This is a genomic window from Streptomyces sp. NPDC007901 (assembly GCF_042959465.1).
GTDB lineage: Bacteria > Actinomycetota > Actinomycetes > Streptomycetales > Streptomycetaceae > Streptomyces.
Genome location: NZ_JBIBKW010000001.1, coordinates 1,071,177 through 1,091,483 on the forward strand (window position 1 = coordinate 1,071,177; position 20,307 = coordinate 1,091,483).

The following is a 20,307-nucleotide window of genomic DNA, read 5'->3' on the forward strand; positions in this document are numbered from 1 at the left end:
GACCGGCCCCGGCGCCGGCGGGCCGAGGACGACGACTGGCCGAGCCCGCAGTCCGCGACCGCGGTCGCGGACGGTGAGCACGTCCCACCGGGGCCACCCGCACCTGACCTCGGTACCCGCACGGCTGGTGCGGGTGGGAGCGGCTTCGGCGCGGCCGAGGAGCACTCCCGCCCGCAGTCCGCGACCGCCGGCGCCGAGTACGCCCCGCAGACCGGTGGCGGAGCCGAGGGCGAGGACGACGCCGAGGACGAGGTCACCAGCAAGGGCCTCCCCAAGCGCACCCCCAGGATCACCGCCCCCGCCGCGCCGCCCCGCCAGCGTGGCACCGGCGTCGACGCCGACGCCCTGCGCCGCAGGCTCGGCGGCTTCCGCCGCGGAGCCGACGCCGGCCGCCGGGACGTGGAGGCGGAGATCGCCGAGCAGACCGGCCAGAACCAGGTGCCGAGCGTCGTACGCGCCGTACCCGGAACAGCCGTATCCGAAGAAGCCACGGGGGGCACAGTCGAGGAGGCAAGCAGTTGACCGCGCCCAGTACCTTCGGACTGAGCAGTGAGGCTCGTAACCTGCACTGGCTGCTGAGCAACCTCATCGAGGAGGTGCCCGGTATCCAGTCGGTCGCCGTGGTCTCCTCCGACGGTCTGCTCCTGCTCTCCTCCGACCCCGGCTTCACCGAGGCGGCCCGCGAGGCGAAGACCGAGAAGCGCAAGGGCCCGCGCGGCTCCGCCGCCGACCTCGCCACCATCGTCTCCGGCATCGGCAGCCTCACCGTCGGCGCCGCCAGGCTGATGGACTTCGGCCCGGTCAAGCACACGATGGTCGCCATGGACGAGGGCAGCCTGTTCGTGATGTCGATCAGCGACGGTTCGCTGCTCGGGGTGCACGGCAGCGCGGAGTGCGACATGAGCGTGGTGGCGTATCACATGGCACTGTTCGTCGGCCGCGCCGGCCACGTCCTCACCCCCGAACTCCGCACCGAGCTACGCAAATCCCTTGAGGGCGACGCGACGAGGAGCGGCCGATGAGCAGCGCCCCGAAGAACGGCAGGCAGAACAACCTCCCGGTACGCGGCGGCGACCGCAAGCCCGCCCGCGTCCGCCCCTACTCGCTCACCGGCGGCCGTACCCGCTTCGGTCACGTCCTCCTCGTGGAGACGTTCGTCGCGGCGCTCGAAGCCCCGGAGGAGCGCAAGGAACTGACGAATGGTTCCCTCAACTCCCGGGTGATGCCGGAGGTGCTGGCCATCGTCGAACTGTGCCGCCGGATGCGCACGGTGGCCGAGATCGCCGCGCTGCTGAAGATGCCGCTCGGTGTGGTCCGGGTCCTGCTCAGTGACCTCGCGGACCAGGGAAAGATCCGTGTGTACGGAACGGGGACCGGTCACGGCGTCGGCCGCCCGGACCGCGCTCTGCTGGAAAGGGTGCTGAGTGGACTACGCCGTCTCTGACGCCACCGGCGTCGCCCCGCTCCTCGACGAGGAGGAGCAGCCGCGGTCCTGGCAGACGGACCGCAGCCGGGCCCCCATCGCGACGAAGATAGTCGTGGCGGGCGGTTTCGGCGTCGGCAAGACCACGCTGGTCACGGCCGTCTCGGAGATCACGCCGCTGCAGACCGAGGCGCTGATGACCGAGGCGAGCGAGGAGACCGACGACCTCACCGCCACGCCCGGCAAGCTCACCACCACGGTGGCCATGGACTTCGGCCGCATCACGCTCGACGACGACCTGGTGCTCTACCTGTTCGGCACGCCGGGCCAGCAGCGGTTCTGGTTCATGTGGGACGACCTGGTGCGCGGCGCGATCGGCGCCGTCGTCCTCGCCGACACCCGGCGCCTGAAGGACTGCTTCCCGGCGCTGGACTACTTCGAGAGCTGCGGGCTGCCGTACGTCGTCGCGGTCAACCACTTCGACGGCAGCGAGCGCTTCGAACCGGAGGACGTGCGCGAGGCATTGACGATCCCTCCGCGCGTACCTGTAATGATCATGGACGCCCGCCGTCGGATCTCGGCCATCGAGACACTGCTGTCCCTGGTCGCCCACGCGCTGGACGAAACCCCCGAGTAATCCCCCGAGTAGGAGAGCAGCCCCCGTATGCGGAAGATACTCGTCGTGGGGGCCGGTCAGTCCGGTCTCCAGCTCGCCCTCGGCCTCCAGTCCCACGGCTACGAGGTCACCCTGATGTCGAACCGGACCGCGGACGAGATCCGCTCCGGCCGGGTCATGTCGACGCAGTGCATGTTCCACACGGCACTGCAGCACGAGCGCGATCTCCAGCTGAACTTCTGGGAGTCCCAGGCCCCGAAGATCGAAGGACTCGGCGTCTCGGTCGCCGCCCCCGGCTCCTGGGGCGAGGGTCCTGCGGCCCGCGCGATCGACTGGGTGGGCAAGCTCGACGGGTACGCGCAGTCGGTGGACCAGCGGGTGAAGATGGCCGGCTGGATGGAGACCTTCGCGCAGCGCGGCGGCCAGCTGGTCATCCACGGCGCGGCGGTCGGCGACCTCGACTACTTCGCCCGTACCTACGACCTGGTCATGGTCTCGGCGGGCAAGGGCGAACTGGTCTCCATGTTCGGCCGCGACGCCGCCCGCTCCCCGTACACGGAGCCCCAGCGGGCGCTGGCCGTCTCCTACGTCCACGGTCTCGGCCCCCGCCCCGAGCACCCGGACTACTACGCTGTCCGCTGCAACCTGGTACCCGGCGTCGGCGAGCTCTTCGTGATGCCGACCCTGACCACTTCCGGTCCGGCCGACATCCTCTTCTGGGAGGGCATACCCGGCGGCCCGCTGGACGTCTTCAACGGCGTCAAGGACCCCTCGGAGCACCTCTCCCTGACCCTGGAACTCATGGAGCGGTACACGCCCTGGGAGCACGCGCGGGCCACCAAGGTCGAACTGACCGACGCCGGCGGCACCCTCGCCGGCCGCTACGCCCCCACCGTCCGCAACCCGATCGGCCGCCTCCCCGGCGGCGGCCTGGTCCTCGGCGTCGCGGACGTCGTCGTCGCCAACGACCCGATCACCGGCCAGGGCTCCAACTCGGCCTCGAAGTGCGCCGCCGCGTACCTCGACGCCATCCTCGAACGCGGGGAGAAGGAGTTCGACGAGACCTGGATGCAGGAGACGTTCGACCGCTACTGGAACACGGCCCAGCACGTCACCAAGTGGACGAACGCCATGCTCGCCCCGCCGCCGGAGCACATCCTCAACCTCATCGGCGCCGCCGGCCAGCTCCCCCCGGTCGCCGACCGCTTCGCCAACGGCTTCAACGACCCCGCCGACTTCGAGAACTTCTTCTACGAGCCGGAGAAGACGGGGGCGTACCTGGCGTCGGTGACCGGGGCTGCCTGATCAGGCCCGTTCTCGGCCGCGGGTGCGTGGCGGTTGCTCGCGCAGTTCCCCGCGCCCCGTCAGGGGCGCGGGGAACTGCGCGACCAGCCACGACGGCGCCGCACCCGACCACCACCCCGTCGCGGCACCCCCAGCGGAACACATACCCTGCACACATGACCCCCCAGGCCGCCACCCCCGCCTACCGTCGGCTGTCCGTCGAGGAGCGGCGGAGCCAGCTGCTCGACGCGGCCCTCTCCCTCTTCGCGCACCGCGCGCCGGAGGAGGTCTCCCTCGACGACGTGGCGGAGGCGGCCGGGGTCTCCCGTCCCCTGGTGTACCGGTACTTCCCGGGCGGCAAGCAGCAGCTCTACGAGGCCGCGCTCCGGTCGGCCGCCGAGGAGCTGGAGCACTGCTTCGACGAACCCCGCGAGGGCCCGCTGCTGCCCCGTCTCTCCCGCGCCCTGGACCGCTACCTGGCCTTCGTCGACCAGCACGACGCCGGTTTCAGCGCCCTGCTCCAGGGCGGCAGCGTGGTGGAGACCTCCCGGACGACGGCGATCGTGGACGGCGTACGGCGGGCCGCCGCGCAGCACATCCTCAGCCACCTCGACGTCGCCGGCCCTGGGCCCCGGCTGCGGATGACCGTCCGGATGTGGATCACGGCGGTGGAGGCGGCCTCGCTGATCTGGCTCGACGAAGGCAAGCAGCCGCCCGTCGACGAGCTGCGGGACTGGCTGGTGGACCAGTTCGTCGCCGTACTGAGCGTGACCGCGCGCCGCGACCCGCAGACGGCCGCCCTCGTCGACGCCCTCGCGGCGGATGGCTGAGACTGGTGCCGTGAAGAGTCAGGACACCCCCTTCGAGGGCGGCCCCATGGACGGCCGCGTCCTCCCCGTGCTGCTCGGCATGACCGGCCACCCCCCGAAGACGTACCGCATCCCGGTGCCGGACCCGGCCGGCGGCAGGCCCACGGTCCTGGTCTACCGCCGGGTGCCCCGCGGGCACAGCAAGCGCCTGGGCCTCACCCAGGGCTGGAAGTACGCGTACGACCCGACGGGCAAGGGCGCCGGCGGCGGCAGTCCGAAGTGGCCGTGGTCGAAGCCGGACCATACCGACGAGTGACAGTTGTGCGCCGAACCGCGCACACCCGTCGCGCGAATCGAGCAGACATGTCCGATTATCACGTGTGATTACCACGATGCCGGGCGGAGAGACCGTTCCGCATCGGAGGTGATGGCATGTCAGAGAGGTTCCTGCGGCTGGCCTGTACGGCCGCGGTGGTGGCGGCCCAGGCCGTCCTCGCGCCCGTACCCGCACTGGCCGCACCCGGCCCCGAGCGGCCGGTGGCCGAGCTGCTGACCGACCTTCAGCAGGCGTACCGCCAGACCGAACAGGCCACCGAGACCTACAACGCGACCGAGGAACGGCTGAACCGGCAGCGGACCGTGGTGACCCGGCTGGACGACGAGCTGGCCCGGGCCCGCCGCTCCCTGCACGGCAGCAGGTCCGAGGCCGGCCGGCTGGCCCGGCAGCAGTACCAGAACACCACCGGCTTCTCCCCGTACCTGCGGCTGCTCCTCGCCCGTGATCCGCAGCACGCCCTCGACGAGGGCCATGTCATCGGCCGGCTGGCCCGCGCGCGGGCCGAGACGGTGGGCCGCCTGGCGGACGACGAGAAGAAGCAGATCGACCTGGCCCGCCAGGCCCGCAAGGCGCTCGACGCCCGGCTCGCCCTCGCCGAGAGCCAGAAGAAGGCGCGCGACGAGGTGCGGGCCCGTCTCTCCGAGGTGGAGCGGATGCTGGCCGCCCTCACCCCCGACCAGCTCACCGCCCTTTCCGCCCTGGAGCAGGACCGGACGGCGGACGCCCAGCGCAAACTCACCCTCTCCGGCGCCCTGAGCGCCACCACACCGCCCCCCTCCCGGGAGGGCGACCGCGCGGTCCGCTACGCCGTGGAGCAGCTGGGCAAGCCGTACCAGTGGGGCGCGGCGGGCCCGGTCTCGTACGACTGCTCGGGCCTCACCTCACAGGCCTGGGACCACGCCGGCACCCCCATCCCGAGAACCAGCCAGGAACAGTGGGCCACCCTCCCGCACGTCCCGCTCAACGAGCTGCGCCCGGGCGACCTGGTCGTCTACTTCCCCGAGGCCACCCACATCGCCCTCTACCTCGGGGACGGCAAGGTGGTCCAGGCCCCGCGCCCCGGCGCGAAGGTGAAGGTCTCGCCCATCGCGGCGAACCCGATCCTGGGCGCCGTACGCCCGGACCCGAAGGCCCGGCCGCTGGCCCACTACACGCCGCCGACGGTGCCGAAGACGGCGACGGAAGGCCCGGACGAAGGGTTGGGGACTCCGCAGCCAACCGTGCCCGCACCAACCCAGGGGCGCGGGGCAGTATCCGATATGCGGCTCCGCCGCGTGGGCGCGATCAACCCCCGCTCACCGGCACTGTGAACTCAACCCAGTAGCCCCGAGCTCCTCCACAACCGCCGCCCGACCCCCCGAAGCACCCCGATGTCGTCCAGGAAGTCCGTCAGCCGCTTCGCACCCGTCTGCATGACCTCCCGCCGATGCCCACTCGCCTGCACCTGGGCGACGGCCTCCCGCCGGTCCAGCCCCACGTTCGGGTAGACCTCGGGATTGACGAAGGCGACCGAGAACACCCGGGCGAACTCGCCGGAGGTGACCCGCGTGAACTCCTGCGACCAGCGCGGCGCCGTCAGCATCTGGCGGCGCAGCTCCTCCCGGGCGTACCGGACGTGCCGGGCCTCCTCGACCACGTGGATGCGCGTGACCCCCCGGATCAGCGGCTGGACCCGCTCGTCCGGGAAGGTCAGCCGCTGCATCCAGTCCAGGACCTCCTCGCCGAGCAGCGTGGCGGTGAAGGAACCGGGCGTGGTGGAGATCGTCTTGAAGAGCCGGCCCAGGTTCTGGTGGGCCCGGCTCACCGGGTACCAGGGCGCGTCACCGCGTTCTATCAGCCGCGCGAACATCTTCGAGTGCCGGCACTCGTCCTCGATCTCGGTCAGCGCGTAGCGCACGTGCGCGCTCGTCGCCGCCTTGTCGTAGATGTGCCGGACCAGCAGCTGCATCAGGATCAGCTCGAACCAGATGCCGAGCGAGGCGAGCGCCGAGGCTTCGTGCTGGGAGAGCAGGATCCGCTGTTCCTCGCTCATCCGCTTCCACATCGGCGTGTCGTAGAGCGACACCAGCTCCGGCGGCCAGAACCACTTGCCCTCCTCGAAGGGCGCGTCCCAGTCCAGCTCCTTGTCCGGGTCGAAGGAGTGCTTCGCGGAGGAGACCAGCAGCCGTTCGGCCACCTGCTCGCGGTCCTTGAGGAGACCGAGCGCGTCCCGCAGTCCGTCGACCGCGTCCGCATCCGTCAGGGTCGTCATGGCTCCCTCACCTCGTTACCCGGGGGTACGTCTTCGTCCGCTCTTATGAGACTGCCCGTCAGCAAGACGGTCAAGCCCCCGCGCACGACTTGTTGACTCCGCGTCTACACCGATCCCCGATCCCCGATCCCCGATCCCCGATCCCCGGCCCCCGGCCCCCGGCCGCACCGAGCCGCTCAGAGCCCCAGCACCGCCCGCATCACCGCCTTGGCGATCGGCGCCGCGTCCCCGCCCCCGCTGATGTCCCCGCGATCCGCCGACGCGTCCTCGACCACCACCGCCACCGCCACCTTCGGCTCCATGTCGGTGTCCGCCTGCGCCCAGGACACGAACCAGGCGTACGGCACCCCGGAGTTGCCGATCCCGTGCTGCGCGGTGCCGGTCTTGCCGCCGACCGTGGCACCGCGGATCGCCGCGTTGGTGCCGGTGCCCTCCCGCACCACGTCCGTCATCAGCTCCTTCATCCGGACGGCCGTCGAGGGACTCATCACCTGCCGTACCGCCCCGGCGCCGCCCGTGGCGACCGTCTCGCCGGTCCGCCGCACGGTCCGGTCCACCAGATACGGCGGCCGGGCCATCCCCCCGTTCGCCACCGCCGCCGCGACCATCGCCATCTGCAGCGGGGTGGCGCGGGTGTTGTACTGCCCGATCGAGGACAGTGCCAGCTGCGCGCGGTCCAGGGTGGTGTCGAAGGTGCTCGGCGCGGCGGTGAACGGGATGCGCAGCCGGGTGTCGTTGAAGCCGAACGCCTCCGCCGTCGTCGTCATGTTCGCGACGCCCACGTCCACGCCCAGCTTCGCGAAGACCGTGTTGCACGACCACTCGAAGGCCGCCCGCAGCGAGGCGTCCGCGCAGCCGTCGCCCTCGTTGGTCAGCCGGGTCGTGGTGCCCGGCAGTCGGTAGGGGTCGGGGGAGTCGGTCGGCGCGTCCAGGTCGGTGACCACGCCCGCGTCCAGGGCGGCCGCCGCGGTGACCACCTTGAAGGTCGAGCCCGGCGGATACGTCTGCCGGACCGCCCGGTTGAGCATCGGCTTCTCCGGGTCGGCGTTCAGCCGCGCCCAGGCCGAGGTCACCGCCTCGCTGTTGCCGGACAGTTCGGCGGGGTCGTACGACGGGGTGGAGACCAGGGCCAGGATCCGGCCGGTCGACGGTTCGATCGCGGCGACCGCGCCCTTGCGGGCGCCGAGGCCCCGGTAGGCGGCCTCCTGGGCCTCCCGGTTCAGGGTGGTCACGACGTTGCCGCCGGGGGTCGACGACCGGCCCGTGTCGTCGTTCCAGAGCGGGAACGGCGACAGCATCGGGTCGGTGCCGGAGAGCAGCGCGTCCTCGGCGTGCTCCAGGAACGTGGTGCCGTACAGCTGGGAGGCGAAGCCGGTCACCGGGGCGTACAACGGGCCCTCGGGGTAGGTGCGTTCGTAGCGCAGCTGCTCCCCGCTGTCCCGGGAGTCGGTGACCGGCACACCGCCGACCAGGATGTCGCCGCGGGGGAGGCCGTAACGGGCGATCGCGGCCCGGCGGTTGGCCGGGTTGTGGTCGTAGGAGCGGGCCTGTACGACCTGGACGCGGGCCGCGTTGACGAGGAGGGCGAGGAGCAGCAGGGCGCAGAAGGCGCGGGCCCGCCGGACGTACCGGGCCACACCGCCCCGCTGCCGGCCGTACCCGGCCTTCACGGTGCCACCCGTCCGTCGTACTGGCTGCGGGCCGAGTCGCTCACCCGGATCAGCAGGGCCACGATCGCCCAGTTGGTGACGACCGAGGAGCCGCCCTGGGCGAGGAACGGCATCGCCATGCCGGTCAGCGGGATCAGCCCGGTCACCCCGCCCGCGATGACGAACACCTGGAGCGCGATGATCGAGGCGAGCCCGACCGCGAGCAGCCGGGCGAAGGGGTCGCGCAGGGCGAGGCCGGCCCGGTAGCCGCGCTCGACGAGCAGGCCGTAGAGGAGGAAGATCGCGGACAGTCCGGCGAGGCCGAGTTCCTCGCCCGCGGTGGCCAGGATGAAGTCCGACTTGGCGGCGAAGCCGATCAGGATGGAGTGGCCGAGGCCGAGCCCGGTCCCGAGGACCCCGCCGGCCGCGAACGCGAAGAGGGACTGGGCGAGTTGGTTCGGCCCCTGGCCCGCGTCGATCGACGCGAACGGATGCAGCCAGTCCTTGATACGGCCGTGCACATGCGGTTCCAGATGGCCCACGGCGACCGCGCCGAGCACGGCGAGCACCAGGCCCACGGCGATCCAGCCGGTGCGCCCGGTGGCGACGTACAGCATGACCACGAACAGCCCGAAGAAGAGCAGTGAGGTGCCGAGGTCGCGTTCGAGGATCAGCACGCCGACGCTCACCAGCCAGATGGTGACGATCGGGCCGAGCACCCGCCCCGTCGGGAACTGCATGAACCACAGCCGGCGGCCCGCGTAGGCGAGCGCGCTGCGGTTGGCGGCCAGGTACGCGGCGAAGAACACCGCGAGCAGCACCTTCGCGAACTCGCTGGGCTGGATGGAGAATCCGGCGATCCGGACCCAGATCCGGGCGCCGTTGACGGCCGGGAAGAGGATCGGCAGGAGCAGCAGCACCAGCGCGGCGGCCACGCAGACGTAGGCGTAGCGCTGCAGCACCCGGTGGTCGCGCAGCATCAGCACGACCAGGGTGAAGAAGCCGATGCCCAGCGTGGACCAGACGAGTTGGGCGGGGGCCGCGCGGTCGCCCGGGGTCTCCAGGTCCAGCCGGTAGATCAGGACCAGGCCGAGTCCGTTGAGGAGCACGCCGATCGGCAGCGGCAGCGGATCGGCGTACGGCGCGCGCAGGCGTACGGCGAGATGCGCGACGAGCGCGAGAACACCGAGCCCGGCACCGTAACCGGCGGCGCCGGGCGGAACGGTGCCGGTGTGGGCCAGGCCGACCGCGCAGTAGCCGTACACGGAGAGCAGGACCGCCAGCACGATCAGGGCGAGTTCCATGCCACGGCGCCGGGGGAGGCGCACGGCGGAGGTGGGTGACCCGGGCGCCGCCAGGGTGGATCCGGTCGTTCCGGCCTTGGTCATGTCCGGAACTTACCTAAATAGTGGGAGTCGCGGGCCTTGTTGCTCAGCACCAGCGTGGCGTATCGCCCGCGGTGTCGATGTAGTGGGCGGGACCCCAGGCCCAGGTGCCGTCGGCGACCCGGTACCAGACGCGGTCGCCGTACACGGACTCCCCGATGGTCCTGCAGGTGATGAAGACCTCCGTGCCTCGCCGCACGAACCGGACGCGCCCGCTGCCCCGGTCCGGACGGTCGAGCAGCCAGATGCCGTTCTGCGCGGTGACGACGCCCACGACGCGACCGGGGCTGTTCGGGTCGTTCGGGTTGCTTGGGTGATTCGGATCGCTCTGGTTGTTCTGGTTGTTCGGGTTGTTCGGGTTGTTCTGGTCGCCCGAGTTGCCGATGCCGTTGGGTCTGCCGGAGTCGTCGTAGGACCCGTTCCCCGGGTCACCGGTGTTCCAGTCGTCGTCCGCGTGGGCGGGTGCGGTGGCGCAGAGGGCGACCAGGGCGGCGGTGGCGGCTGCCGTCGCGACGGCACGGGCGAGGGGGCGGCGGGGGGACATGGGGCCTCCGGCGGGCGGGCGTTCTGGACGGACCTGACTAATCGCCACGCTAGGAGGAAGACGGAGAGGGCGCCCTTCGGCTTGGGCCGAAGGGGCTGTACTGGTCCCACCTGGGGGCGCGGGGCTGTATCGATATGCGGCTCCGCCGCGTGGGCGCGACCAGCCACAACGCACCCGCAGCCGCGCAGCGCACACGCACCCCCCTGAGAGAGCGCCGACCTTAGGGGAGCGTCAGGGTGGCCACCGCCCCGCCCCCCACCGCGTTCGCGAAGCCCAACCGCGCCCCCAGCACCTCCGCCTGCCCCACCGCGATCGTCAGCCCCAGCCCGTGCCCCTTGGCCCCGCCCTCCGTCCGGAACCGCTGCGGACCGTGGGCCACCAGGTACTCGGGAAACCCGTCCCCGTGATCCCGCACGGTGACCACCTTCCCCTCCACCGTGAGCACCACCCGCCCCCGCCCGTGCCGGTGGGCGTTGGCGACGAGGTTGCCCAGCACCCGTTCCAGCCGCCGCCGGTCGGTCTCCACCCACACGTCCCGTACGACCTTCACCTCGGTCTCCGTCCCGGACGCCCGCACCACCCGCTCGGCCAGCGTGCCCAGCGCCTCCGCGTCGGCCTCCGGCCGCTCCCGGCCCGCGTCCAGGCGGGAGATCTCCAGCAGATCCTCGGTGAGGGTGCGCAGCGCGGCCACCCGGTCCCGCACCAGTTCTGTCGGCCGCCCCGGAGGGAGGAGTTCCGCCGCCGCGTGCAGCCCCGTCAGCGGGGTCCGCAGCTCATGCGCCACGTCCGCGGTGAACCGCTGCTCGCTCAGCAGCTTGCTCTGCAGCGAGGCGGCCATGCCGTCCAGCGCGGCGGCGACCGCGGCCACCTCGTCCTGCGGCCGGGTCGGGTCCTTCGTCCGGGGGTCGTCGACGCGCGCGTCCAGGTCCCCGGCGCTGATCCGCCGGGCCACCTGCGCGGTGCCGTGCAGCCGCCGGGTCACCCGGGTCACCGCGAACGCGCCGACCAGCAGTGTCGCCCCGATCGCGAGGGCCGACGACCAGAGGATGGAGCTGTCGAGCGCGGCGATCGTACGGGCCTGCTGTGAGTAGTCGACGGCCACCGCCAGCGCCCGGTGCCCGTCGGCCGGGCCCGCCGCCCACATCAGGGGGCGGCCGTCGTCCTTGGCGACCATCGTGCCGCGCTCCCCGGCCAGCGCCAGCGCCCGCAGCCGCGGCGGCAGTCCGGGCGGGTCGACCCCGGCGTCCCGCCCCAGCGCGTCCCCGGCCCGGAAGTCGGCCGTCGCGTCCGCGAGCCGGGACAGCGCCTGGTCACGGGCCTGCGCGACGGTCTGGTCGGTGACCGACACATGCACCAGGACGCCGAGCAGCGCGGCCAGCGCACAGCACATCACCGTGATGAACGCGGCCGATTTCGCCGCGAGCGTCCCGGCCCACCGGGGGAGCCTCATCACGCACCCGCCGAAGCCGAAGCCGAAGGCGAGGCCGAACGCGACGCTGACGGTGACGCTGACGCTGACGGTGACGGTGTCCTGCTGTGCCGTCCCTTGCCGGTGCGCAGGAACTCGTCCCGCGAGAACACCATCGCCTTCTGCTGCGGATCCCACGCCCAGGTCGTCCGGTACTCGTACCCGGTGATCCCGGCCGGCGACCGTACGATCACCGTCCGCCCGGCCAGCTCGACGCCGATGATCGCGTCGTTGTCGTCCAGCACCTGCACCAGCCGGTGCTTCTCGACGGTGTACACGCGCAGCGCGGTCTGGTTGGTCGGATACAGCCGGAAGCCCAGCGTCAGCTCCTCCCGTCCGTCCCCGGTCAGGTCCCGGTAGTACGGCTTCAGCAGCGGACACCGCGCCCCGCCGCCGCCCGCCGTGCACCCCTGCATCCGCTCCGCGGTCGCGTGGTACGCCCCCTTCGCCCCGTAGTCCGCCGGGTCCGCGGCGATCTCCGCCCGTACGACGGCCACGGGATCCACCCGGCGGATGTCGTCGCCGGGGACCGTGATCCCCTCGACCGTCTCCGAGCTGCCCTCGTCGTAGGGCCAGGCCGGGCTGGACGCCGGCCGCAGGTCGGGCCAGAGCCGGGCGGGGCTGACCGCGGTCGGGGCCGCCCCGGCCGCCTGCAGTCCGCCGGAGTCGCCACAGCCCGCCGCGGCCACCGCCAGCAGGGCGACGGCGGCCGCGGTGAGGGCGACACGGACGGGACGACGGGTCGGCACGCTGCTCCTGAGCTCTGGGGCCATGGGTCTCGGGCCAGAGGAGAGGCTACTCGGCAAGGTCCTCGAGCAGCCGGGCGGTGGACAGACCGGCCCGGAGATAGGCGACGAACAGCTCGTTGTGCAGCGCCCAGGGCGAGCGCCGGGCCCGCACCAGCCGGATCGCCTCCTCGGCCGTACACCCCCGGTGCACCAGCGTCTGCGCGACCACCAGCCCCGACCGGTTGTACCCGCTGTAGCAGCGCACCAGCACCGACCGCCCGGCGTCCAGGGCCTCGCTCGCCGCCCGCGCCAGCCGCATCACACCCGCCAGCTGCGTCCCGTCCAGCGGTCCGTCCGGTATCGGCCACACATGGTGCTCGATCCCGTCACCGGGCCCGTGTCCGGGCAGCCGCAGCAGGCTCTGCACCACATCGAACTCGTCCCGTACGACGGCGGACTCCAGCCGCCCCGAACGCCCCCGGAACTCGTGGCCGCCCATCCACAGCCCGGCCACCACCTCGCTCCACGGACTGTCCGGAGCCGGCACGTCGTACTGCTCCTCACGGATCCGCACCGGCGCCTCCCCGTCGCGCGCGCCAACCCCTGTCAAAGGTAGCCGGGTTCTTGCCCCTGGAGCACCCCGCCTGTTCCCATGGACGAGGGGTGATGTCGCAATGAGCGGACTGCGCGTGGTGCCGACCTGGCGGCACGGCCAGGAGCGGCTGTACGTCTGCCGCACGGACGGACGGAACATCGCCTGGTACGACCGCGAGGCGGGCCGGGTCAACGTGCTCAGCGAGGAGCGCCTGGACGACGTACTCGAAACCCTGCGGCCGTTCCTGACCGGCCCGGTCACGGTCGGCCCGCCCCCGGTGCCCACGCCCGCCGAGCTGGCGCGGCTGACCCTGCACCCCGACGACGACCTGGCGCCCAACCGCCCCGGCGAGGCGCTGCTGATCGCCCTCGACCGGGACCCCGGCCCGGCCCACCGGCTCCGCCCGGACCCGCGCCGCCGTGCCCTGGCCGCCGAGCAGACCGTCGGCGACGCGCTGGACCGCCTGGACGGCGCCGGCTGGCACGCCCTGCACTCCGTCCCGCTCCCCGGCGGCGACCGCCTCCACCACCTGCTGATCGGCCCCGGCGGCATCTTCTGCGTGCACGCGCTCTCCGCCCGCAAGCAGAAGGTCCTGGTCGCCGACCCGATGGTCACCCTGGGTCGGCGTGACCCCCAGCCCCTGCTGCGCCGCCTCCGCGCCGACGCCGACCGGGCCTCGTACGCCCTCACGGCCGAGGTCCACCCCGTCCTCGCCCTCACCGAACCGGCGGACGTCACGGTCACGGCCCCGCCCCGCGAGGTCCGCGTCCTCCGCGACCGGGACCTGGACACCCTGTCCCGCCTCGGCGGCGTCCTCAAACCGGCGGACGTGGAGGCCCTGCACGCGATGGCACGGGACCGCAACACGTGGGGGAGGGTGTAGGGCGTCGCGTCCTCAGCGCAGCGGCCTCGGAGCTTTGGAGTCGCTCAGGGCAGTGAGGCTGCCCGCCCCGCGTCCAGCAGCGGCGCCAGCAGATCGCCGTGGTCCTGGACGCGCGGAGCGACGTCCCCCGCCCGGAACTCCAGCTGCTCCGCCGCCCGGCACTGCGCGACCTCCCCCCACGTCACCGGCGCCGACACCGTCTCCGTCCGCCGCGCCCGCACCGTGTACGGCGTGGCCGTCGTCTTCCGCCCCGCGTTCTGACTCCAGTCCACGAACACCTTCCCCGGCCGCAGACTCCGCGTCATCCGGTGCAGCACCAGCCCCGGCAGCGCCCGCTCCGCCTCCACCGCCACCCCCTTCGCGTACTCACTCGCCCGCGCACTGCTCGCCCCCCGCACCGCCGCCAGCAGATGCAGCCCCTTCGACCCGGCCGTCTTGGCGTACGCCTCGATCCCGTCCGCCGCCAGCCGCTCCCGCAGCCACAGCGCGACCTCGCAGCACTCCACCACCGAGGCCGGCGCCCCCGGGTCCAGGTCGAACACCAGCCGGTCCGCCTCGTCCGGCGCCTGCGCCCGCCACTGGTGCGTATGGAACTCGGTGACCAGATTCGCCGCCCACATCAGACTCGCGAGGTCCTGCACCAGCACCATCCGAGCCGCCCCCTCCGACCGCGCCACCTCGACGGTCGTGACCCACTCGGGCGTACCCGGCGGCACGTTCTTGGTGAAGAACACCTGGCCGTCCGGCCCGTCCGGATAACGCAGGAAGGACACCGGCCGGTCCCGCAGATGCGGGAGCAGCACATCGGCCGTCGTCGCGTAGTAGTGCAACAGCTCGCCCTTGGTGAACCCGGTCGCCGGATACAGCACCTTCTCCAGGTTGCTGAGCGCGACCCTCCGCCCGTCCACCTCCGTGATCGGCGTCATACGATGACAATCTCACACAAACCCCTCATGACCCGACCTTCGGCCGGAAGGAGCCACAAGTGCGATCCATCTGGAACGGCGCGATCTCCTTCGGTCTCGTCAGCATCCCGATCAAGCTGGTGAACGCCACGGAGAGCCACTCGATCTCCTTCCGCCAGGTCCACACCGAGGACAACGGCCGCATCCGTTACCGCAAGTTCTGCGAGCTGGAGGACCGCGAGGTCACCCAGTCGGAGATCGGCAAGGGGTACGAGGACGCCGACGGCACGATCGTCCCGATCACCGACGACGACCTCTCCCACCTGCCCATCCCCACCGCCCGCACCATCGAGATCGTGGCCTTCGTGCCGGCCGAGCGCATCGACCCGCTCCAGATGGACGCCGCCTACTACCTGGCCGCCTCCGGCGCCCCCGCCGCCAAGCCGTACACCCTGCTCCGCGAAGCCCTGAAGCGCAGCCACAAGGTCGCCATCGCCAAATACGCCCTCCGCGGCCGCGAACGCCTCGGCATGCTCCGCGTCGTCGGCGACGCCATCGCCATGCACGGCCTCCTCTGGCCCGACGAGGTCCGCGCCCCCGAGGGCATCGCCCCCGACACCGCCGTCACCGTCCGCGACAAGGAACTCGACCTCGCCGACGCCCTCATGGCCACCCTCGGCGAGGTCGACCTGGAGGACCTCCACGACGAGTACCGCCAAGCCCTCGAAGACGTCATCGCCGCCAAGGCAGCCGGCGAGACCCCACCGGAAACTCCGTCCTCCACCTCGGCCGGCAAGGTCCTCGACCTGATGGCGGCCCTGGAGAAGAGCGTCCGCGCGGCGAAGGAGTCACGAGGAGAGACAGCGGAGGCGGAGATCACCCCACTGCCCAGCAAGAAGCGGACGCCGAAGAAGACAACGGCCAAGAAGACAACGGCCAAGAAGACAACGGCCAAGAAGGCCACGACGAAGTCCACGACAACGAAGAAGCCGACGACGGCCAAGACGACGACGGCAGCGAAAAAGACGCCCCCTCGCAAACGCCCCGCCTGACACCAGCGCGCCCCAAGGGGCGCGGGGAACTGCGCGCCCAGCCCCCACCGGCCGCCAGCCCTCCGACAACCCGCAGACGAACCTCCGCATGCGAACCCTTCCCCCACCCCCGACGCCAAATGCCGCGACGACACCGACCAGCACCGGCGGAGACGGCTCCCCGGACCGGCCGCGATCGGCTTCAGGGCGCGCGCACGGCAAGCACCACTCACCCGACCCCGTCCTCACCCCCACCGGACCCCCGCCCACCGCTGACCCCCACCCGAGAACCCCCACCCCAAGCCCACCCACCGCCCGAGAAACCCGTTCATGAACACCCCGGGGGAGCTGGTAGTGTTCTACCCGTCGCCGCGAGCAAGCGCTCAACGCCAGACGCCCCCGTAGCTCAGGGGATAGAGCAACGGCCTCCGGAGCCGTGTGCGCAGGTTCGAATCCTGCCGGGGGCACTCGCCGAGGATCAGTAGAAATCAAACGCTGACCAGGGCGGATGCCGACTTGAGAGAGCGGGAGTCAGTCTCACTGACTCCCGCTCTTTCTCGTTGTCTCTCGCTGTCCACGCACCATCTGCGATACACGCGACACACCTCCGACACGCTCGCGCGCTCCTCACGAGCAGGGCACCCCTGACGACGTCGGGGCTCTGCGGAAGCATGTGGGCATGCCCAAACCGAAGAGCTTCACAGCGCGGTTAATGACCTAAACCGATCGAAACAGAGGCATCGGCGACCTCGCCGGCGATGTCGCTAATAATCCCGACTGGCCCTCACGGAAGGGGCGGTCGGGCAGCACGCCTACCTCGAAGAGTGCGGCGCCATCCCAGCCGTCATCGAGATGTTCGAAGACGCCTGGGTTCGATACGAGGCGTACCGGGCGGCGCTAGGCGATGCGCCGATAGCGCGGGCCAACAGGGCTTTTGGGCACTCGCTGCACCTCTAGCGCTAGGGCCTGTCCGACGGGTCGCGTCACCGACCCTGCACCCGACAGCAATGTCACCCGAACGGCCTAACATCACGTGTCGCCCACATGGATGAACATCAAGCTGAGTGGTGTCCCAACCGAGGCAATCCGTGAAAGGCGAACCAAATGCGCATTCGACGAATCCTCGCCGCCGTCATCGCCACGGCAGCCCTCGCCGGACTCGGCCTCACAGGCGCCGCCACCGCCACCGCCACAACCGCCACCGCCACAACCGCCACCCCCGCCAGCCTCACCCCGGGTGAGTGCGAGCAGGGCGGCGGAACGGTCGATCGGTCGAACACGTCCGCGGCCGGGCTCCCGACCTGCAAGGGCGGCAAGTTCAACGGGCAGGATGTCGACTAAACCCCGCTAGGCGCCCCGCAGCCACGCGCTGCGGGGCGCTCCCACGCGAGCGTAACCGGGAGAGCCGCAGGTACGTGCCGACCCATAAGGGCGGTCCGAATCTCCCGGACCGCCCTCGCAGCGCGATGACACGGAGCGCTATGCAGCGTCTCCGTCCTCTTCCAATGCCCTTGTGATCTTCGCGTTGGCGGCTTCCTCGTGGCCGTCGATGCAGCCGTGATAGCGCCGGTGGATCACCTCGGGAGAGTTGCCGACCCGCCGGGCAACCTCAGCGATCGGCACACCGGCATTCAGCCACCGCGTGATGCACGCATGCCGCAGGTCGTACGGGCGTCCCGCCAATGGCGAGTCGACCCGATCGGGCGGCAGTGCGTATTCGCGCGCTTCCTCCCACACTCGCCAGTAGGTGGATGAGCCGACCGCGTGTCGCCTCCGCGGACGTGCGTGATCACGGCGCCCAGGAAGTACAGGACGACACCGATCGCCGCCGCGATGCCGGGCGTGTGCGGAAGCTGACCGCCCGCCCCTGGCTTGACCTCATCGCCCTGGCCTGAGCGGCCCTACAGGGCCCCTGGGGCAGCACAGCAGGGAAGAGCATTTGCATGAGAGTGCCGCTACTGCCACTCATGCAGGAGCGGTGGAACAGTGTGACACCGCCTGATCAGGGTTTTTTCCCTGGTTTAAGGGCACTCGGCCAGGGAGCGCGGAGGCACCGAGATGAGTAGCGGAGAGAAAGTCAAAGCAAAGGCCGAACAGGTTGCAGGAAAGACCGTGCGAAAGGTGGCCCATGCCCATGCATAAGGACACCCTCGCAGCAAAGGGAGCCGCCCTCGAAGCCCGAGGCAAGATGCGGGCACGAAAGAGAGGGCCAAGGACTCCTTCAAGCGCTGATACTGCTGTGACATTGAGTTACCGTGCCAGGGAGCACAGCAGGGGCAGTTAGGGCGTGTATCGAAAATGGGTGCGCAGGCGCTCGACCTCGGCGCGATCGCGGCGGCTGCGGCGGGGCGGAGTCTGCATGGCTGATCTCTCCGGGGTTGGGCGGGGGTGGCTCCTCGCGCGTACGGGGGCGGCATCGACCGGTCGCGGGCGGCGAGGTCACTCGTTCAGATGATGACGGTTTGGGGGATTTTCCGCTGGTAAGCCTTGTCGTGGTTCTGATCTGCCAGCTAGGAGGGATAGGTATGAAGCGCATCGCTATGGCCTTGGCTGCACTCGCCACTGGAGTGCTGTTGTCCTTGACGTGCGTCGCACCCGCACACGCCGACATCGACGTCGACGTCCTCGCCAATGTAGATCTCTAGAACGGGGGCTCTGCGGCGTATCGCGGTGCTGCTGGGGCCTGAGTTGCCCAGGGGTCTGCAACGGGCTGCTGTGACTGCTGGGGGGCCTTGCGGCCTGTCTTGGTGACGTGGGCGGGGTCGGCAACGACGTTGCCGACAACGGTGAGCGCTGCCGATCTTGCCCACCAGGCTTGCCCGCCCCGGGATACCAAGCCGCTCCAAGATCCATTTTCGATACACGCCCTAGCTTGATCTTTAACCTGTGCGGCGTGGTCGTGGGGCGGTTGACGTCTTCGTTCGCTGTTTCGCGGGTTGTGTCTTGCGGGGTGTGTGCACGTCGTGGCGGGGTGTGGGCCGGGTGTTCTTTCTGCCTGGTGGTCGTCCGGGGCCGGGGCGGGAGGGTTTCGGTGCCTGGGCCGGGCAGCTGGCCATGGGGCGGATGTGCCGAAAGTCGCGGCGGACTCGGGCGGGGGTGAGCCTGTCCGGCGGGGTTGGTCTCTCCCAGGGCCGCCGTAGGTCGGCCGCCAGCGTCCGGGCGAGCCGCAGTTGGGTGTAGGCGGCGAGGATCAGCCATGTCCATCGGTCGGCTGCCTCGGGAGTGCGGATCTTTGGGGAGGTCCAGCCGAGGGTCTGTTTGAACAGGCGGAAGGTGTGCTCGATGTCGAAGCGTCGCAGGTATGCCTGCCAGAGACGGTCGGCGTCTGCCGGAGTGGCGTCGGTGCCTGACCACCACAGCCAGACCGGCTTGGGTGTTGCTCCGCTGGGCATGTGGTCGATGTCCAGGCGGATCACCGTCCCTTCGACGATCGGGAGGGTGCCGTCGGCGGCTGCCCAGGAAGAGCGGTGGGTCAGTTTGGGGTGCAGCCGGTCCCAGGAGCGGGCCCTGGCGGTGCCGTAGAGGCGGGTTTCGGTGACTGTTTCGGTGTCCGGGGTGCCCCAGGTGCCGGGCTGTCCGAAGACGAACTCGCCTCCGTGCCGGGGCGGCCGGCCCTGGGTGTGCGGCAGCCGGGGTGGCACAGCCCTGCGCAGGACGCGGTCGGATCGCATCCTGGCCAGCACCTGCACGGGCAGGTCTCCCAGGAGGAAGCCGAGGCGGGGGGCGTCGTATCCGGCGTCCGCGACGATAAGGATGTCCGGGTCACCCGTCTGCCACTGCCCGGCCGTGATCAGTCGCTGGAGCAGATCGCGCAGCTGCCGGGCGGTGACGGTGGCGGTGTCGTCCCCGGGGACCAGACGAAGCGCATCCAGAGGCGCGGTCCACGAACTGCGGCCCGGCTCCAGTGCGCAGACGATCGAGTAGGGCCAGCCGGGGACCGGGATGTGCTGGTCCTTTCCCCGCCCGTAGGTGTGGCACAGGATCTGCTGTGGTGAGGTGTGGGCGTCGGGCCGCAGCCAGCAGGTGACGTCGACGGCCAGGACCAGCCGGCCGTCGGCAGCCCGTGGCAGTGGCACTTCGGCCAGTGCCCTGCGCAGCCGGCCGGCATCAATGCGTCCACGGGCCACCGCGGCGTAGAGCCCTCCATGGCCGCGGCGGTGTTCACCCACCAGCGACAGCTCCGCCAGCGACCTCACCGGTCCGTCACTGCACAGAACGGCATCAGCCAGCTCGAACAACGCGTCCGAACGAGCGGTCAGGCAGGAGTAGAACTCGCCCCGGAAGCAGGACAGTTGTGCCAATGCGTCAGACCGGGCGTCGTGATGCAGCAGACTCATCCTCACGGCCTTCGTTCTGAATGTGTGTGTTCCTTGGTCGGAGCACATGTTCAGACGAAGGC

General features: G+C 71.1%; 20 protein-coding genes, 1 tRNA gene and 2 pseudogenes. 13 read left to right on the forward strand and 10 right to left on the reverse strand.

Annotation, left to right across the window (positions count from 1 at the left end; genetic code table 11):
* The 8 genes and pseudogenes from ACFZDK_RS05100 to ACFZDK_RS05135 form a co-directional block, all read left to right on the forward strand.
* Positions 1-522: pseudogene (locus ACFZDK_RS05100) on the forward strand (histidine kinase); the annotation flags it as partial.
* The gene (locus ACFZDK_RS05105) at positions 519-1,022 is read left to right on the forward strand and encodes a roadblock/LC7 domain-containing protein (protein WP_390969822.1); all 504 of its coding nucleotides are present in this window, start codon (positions 519-521) and stop codon (positions 1,020-1,022) included. The pseudogene ACFZDK_RS05100 and the gene ACFZDK_RS05105, both read left to right, overlap by 4 nt.
* The gene (locus tag ACFZDK_RS05110; protein WP_390969824.1) at positions 1,019-1,444 is read left to right on the forward strand and encodes a DUF742 domain-containing protein; all 426 of its coding nucleotides are present in this window, start codon (positions 1,019-1,021) and stop codon (positions 1,442-1,444) included. Before ACFZDK_RS05105 ends, ACFZDK_RS05110 begins: the two co-directional genes overlap by 4 nt.
* The gene (locus ACFZDK_RS05115) at positions 1,425-2,060 is read left to right on the forward strand and encodes an ATP/GTP-binding protein (RefSeq protein WP_355718474.1); all 636 of its coding nucleotides are present in this window, start codon (positions 1,425-1,427) and stop codon (positions 2,058-2,060) included. The genes ACFZDK_RS05110 and ACFZDK_RS05115 overlap by 20 nt, the downstream gene beginning before the upstream one ends.
* Before the next feature lie 27 nt (positions 2,061-2,087).
* On the forward strand, positions 2,088-3,344 hold the full coding sequence (locus ACFZDK_RS05120; protein WP_390969826.1) for a styrene monooxygenase/indole monooxygenase family protein: 1,257 nt from the start codon (positions 2,088-2,090) through the stop codon (positions 3,342-3,344).
* Positions 3,345-3,499: 155 nt separating this feature from the next.
* Complete coding sequence (locus ACFZDK_RS05125) at positions 3,500-4,153, forward strand: TetR family transcriptional regulator (protein WP_390969828.1); 654 nt, start codon at positions 3,500-3,502, stop codon at positions 4,151-4,153.
* Between the two features lie 10 nt (positions 4,154-4,163).
* Positions 4,164-4,448: a hypothetical protein gene (locus ACFZDK_RS05130; protein WP_390969830.1), complete on the forward strand. Its 285-nt coding sequence runs from the start codon at positions 4,164-4,166 to the stop codon at positions 4,446-4,448.
* Positions 4,449-4,564: 116 nt separating this feature from the next.
* Entirely contained in the window at positions 4,565-5,779 is a 1,215-nt protein-coding gene (locus ACFZDK_RS05135) for an NlpC/P60 family protein (protein ID WP_390969832.1), read from the forward strand.
* Between the two features lie 2 nt (positions 5,780-5,781).
* Here the strand turns inward: ACFZDK_RS05135 and ACFZDK_RS05140 are convergent, their stop codons facing one another.
* From ACFZDK_RS05140 to ACFZDK_RS05170, 7 genes are all read right to left on the reverse strand, one after another.
* Entirely contained in the window at positions 5,782-6,720 is a 939-nt protein-coding gene (locus tag ACFZDK_RS05140) for a diiron oxygenase (protein WP_390969834.1), read from the reverse strand.
* Positions 6,721-6,896: 176 nt separating this feature from the next.
* On the reverse strand, positions 6,897-8,390 hold the full coding sequence (locus ACFZDK_RS05145; protein ID WP_390969836.1) for a penicillin-binding transpeptidase domain-containing protein: 1,494 nt from the start codon (positions 8,388-8,390) through the stop codon (positions 6,897-6,899).
* The gene (locus ACFZDK_RS05150; RefSeq protein WP_390969838.1) at positions 8,387-9,757 is read right to left on the reverse strand and encodes an FtsW/RodA/SpoVE family cell cycle protein; all 1,371 of its coding nucleotides are present in this window, start codon (positions 9,755-9,757) and stop codon (positions 8,387-8,389) included. Before ACFZDK_RS05150 ends, ACFZDK_RS05145 begins: the two co-directional genes overlap by 4 nt.
* A 43-nt stretch (positions 9,758-9,800) precedes the next feature.
* Positions 9,801-10,298: an SH3 domain-containing protein gene (locus ACFZDK_RS05155; RefSeq protein ID WP_390969840.1), complete on the reverse strand. Its 498-nt coding sequence runs from the start codon at positions 10,296-10,298 to the stop codon at positions 9,801-9,803.
* Between the two features lie 220 nt (positions 10,299-10,518).
* Complete coding sequence (locus tag ACFZDK_RS05160) at positions 10,519-11,748, reverse strand: ATP-binding protein (RefSeq protein WP_390969842.1); 1,230 nt, start codon at positions 11,746-11,748, stop codon at positions 10,519-10,521.
* Entirely contained in the window at positions 11,748-12,515 is a 768-nt protein-coding gene (locus ACFZDK_RS05165) for a hypothetical protein (protein ID WP_390969844.1), read from the reverse strand. The genes ACFZDK_RS05160 and ACFZDK_RS05165 overlap by 1 nt, the downstream gene beginning before the upstream one ends.
* Before the next feature lie 46 nt (positions 12,516-12,561).
* Positions 12,562-13,068, reverse strand: coding sequence for a protein phosphatase (locus ACFZDK_RS05170; protein WP_390969846.1), 507 nt, complete (start codon positions 13,066-13,068; stop codon positions 12,562-12,564).
* 100 nt (positions 13,069-13,168) lie between these two features.
* Here ACFZDK_RS05170 and ACFZDK_RS05175 point away from each other — a divergent pair, with 100 nt between their 5' ends.
* The gene (locus ACFZDK_RS05175) at positions 13,169-13,972 is read left to right on the forward strand and encodes an NERD domain-containing protein (protein WP_390969848.1); all 804 of its coding nucleotides are present in this window, start codon (positions 13,169-13,171) and stop codon (positions 13,970-13,972) included.
* A 44-nt stretch (positions 13,973-14,016) separates the two neighbouring features.
* Here the strand turns inward: ACFZDK_RS05175 and ligD are convergent, their stop codons facing one another.
* The gene (ligD, locus tag ACFZDK_RS05180) at positions 14,017-14,898 is read right to left on the reverse strand and encodes a non-homologous end-joining DNA ligase (RefSeq protein ID WP_390969850.1); all 882 of its coding nucleotides are present in this window, start codon (positions 14,896-14,898) and stop codon (positions 14,017-14,019) included.
* 59 nt (positions 14,899-14,957) lie between these two features.
* On the opposite strand from ligD, the gene ACFZDK_RS05185 reads away from it, so the two are divergent.
* The 3 genes from ACFZDK_RS05185 to ACFZDK_RS05195 all read left to right on the forward strand — a co-directional run bounded on the left by ACFZDK_RS05185 (position 14,958) and on the right by ACFZDK_RS05195 (position 17,249).
* Positions 14,958-15,929 carry a Ku protein gene (locus ACFZDK_RS05185; RefSeq protein WP_390969852.1) on the forward strand — a complete coding sequence of 324 codons (972 nt, stop codon included), beginning with the start codon at positions 14,958-14,960 and terminating at the stop codon, positions 15,927-15,929.
* A 374-nt stretch (positions 15,930-16,303) separates the two neighbouring features.
* Positions 16,304-16,375, forward strand: a tRNA-Arg gene (locus ACFZDK_RS05190).
* A gap of 637 nt (positions 16,376-17,012) precedes the next feature.
* Positions 17,013-17,249: a hypothetical protein gene (locus tag ACFZDK_RS05195; RefSeq protein ID WP_360522535.1), complete on the forward strand. Its 237-nt coding sequence runs from the start codon at positions 17,013-17,015 to the stop codon at positions 17,247-17,249.
* 138 nt (positions 17,250-17,387) lie between these two features.
* Here ACFZDK_RS05195 and ACFZDK_RS05200 read toward each other — a convergent pair.
* Positions 17,388-17,681 (reverse strand): annotated as a pseudogene (locus ACFZDK_RS05200) (site-specific integrase); the annotation flags it as partial.
* Here ACFZDK_RS05200 and ACFZDK_RS05205 point away from each other — a divergent pair.
* A complete protein-coding gene (locus ACFZDK_RS05205; protein WP_390969854.1) occupies positions 17,660-17,803 on the forward strand; it encodes a hypothetical protein in 144 nt (47 codons plus the stop codon). The pseudogene ACFZDK_RS05200 and the gene ACFZDK_RS05205 overlap by 22 nt on opposite strands.
* A 984-nt stretch (positions 17,804-18,787) precedes the next feature.
* Here the strand turns inward: ACFZDK_RS05205 and ACFZDK_RS05210 are convergent.
* Complete coding sequence (locus ACFZDK_RS05210) at positions 18,788-20,245, reverse strand: NF041680 family putative transposase (RefSeq protein WP_390969856.1); 1,458 nt, start codon at positions 20,243-20,245, stop codon at positions 18,788-18,790.
* Between the last annotated feature and the right edge of the window lie 62 nt (positions 20,246-20,307).

Bases quoted from the DNA above. Each gene is read 5' to 3' on its own strand.
- ACFZDK_RS05110 (WP_390969824.1), top strand. From the start codon at position 1,019: ATGAGCAGCGCCCCGAAGAACGGCAGGCAGAACAACCTCCCGGTACGC.
- ACFZDK_RS05120 (WP_390969826.1), top strand. From the start codon at position 2,088: ATGCGGAAGATACTCGTCGTGGGGGCCGGTCAGTCCGGTCTCCAGCTC.
- ACFZDK_RS05125 (WP_390969828.1), top strand. From the start codon at position 3,500: ATGACCCCCCAGGCCGCCACCCCCGCCTACCGTCGGCTGTCCGTCGAG.
- ACFZDK_RS05135 (WP_390969832.1), top strand. From the start codon at position 4,565: ATGTCAGAGAGGTTCCTGCGGCTGGCCTGTACGGCCGCGGTGGTGGCG.
- ACFZDK_RS05140 (WP_390969834.1), bottom strand. From the start codon at position 6,720: ATGACGACCCTGACGGATGCGGACGCGGTCGACGGACTGCGGGACGCG.
- ACFZDK_RS05150 (WP_390969838.1), bottom strand. From the start codon at position 9,757: ATGACCAAGGCCGGAACGACCGGATCCACCCTGGCGGCGCCCGGGTCA.
- ACFZDK_RS05155 (WP_390969840.1), bottom strand. From the start codon at position 10,298: ATGTCCCCCCGCCGCCCCCTCGCCCGTGCCGTCGCGACGGCAGCCGCC.
- ACFZDK_RS05160 (WP_390969842.1), bottom strand. From the start codon at position 11,748: ATGAGGCTCCCCCGGTGGGCCGGGACGCTCGCGGCGAAATCGGCCGCG.
- ACFZDK_RS05175 (WP_390969848.1), top strand. From the start codon at position 13,169: ATGAGCGGACTGCGCGTGGTGCCGACCTGGCGGCACGGCCAGGAGCGG.
- ligD (WP_390969850.1), bottom strand. From the start codon at position 14,898: ATGACGCCGATCACGGAGGTGGACGGGCGGAGGGTCGCGCTCAGCAAC.
- ACFZDK_RS05195 (WP_360522535.1), top strand. From the start codon at position 17,013: ATGCGCATTCGACGAATCCTCGCCGCCGTCATCGCCACGGCAGCCCTC.
- ACFZDK_RS05205 (WP_390969854.1), top strand. From the start codon at position 17,660: ATGAGCCGACCGCGTGTCGCCTCCGCGGACGTGCGTGATCACGGCGCC.
- ACFZDK_RS05210 (WP_390969856.1), bottom strand. From the start codon at position 20,245: ATGAGTCTGCTGCATCACGACGCCCGGTCTGACGCATTGGCACAACTG.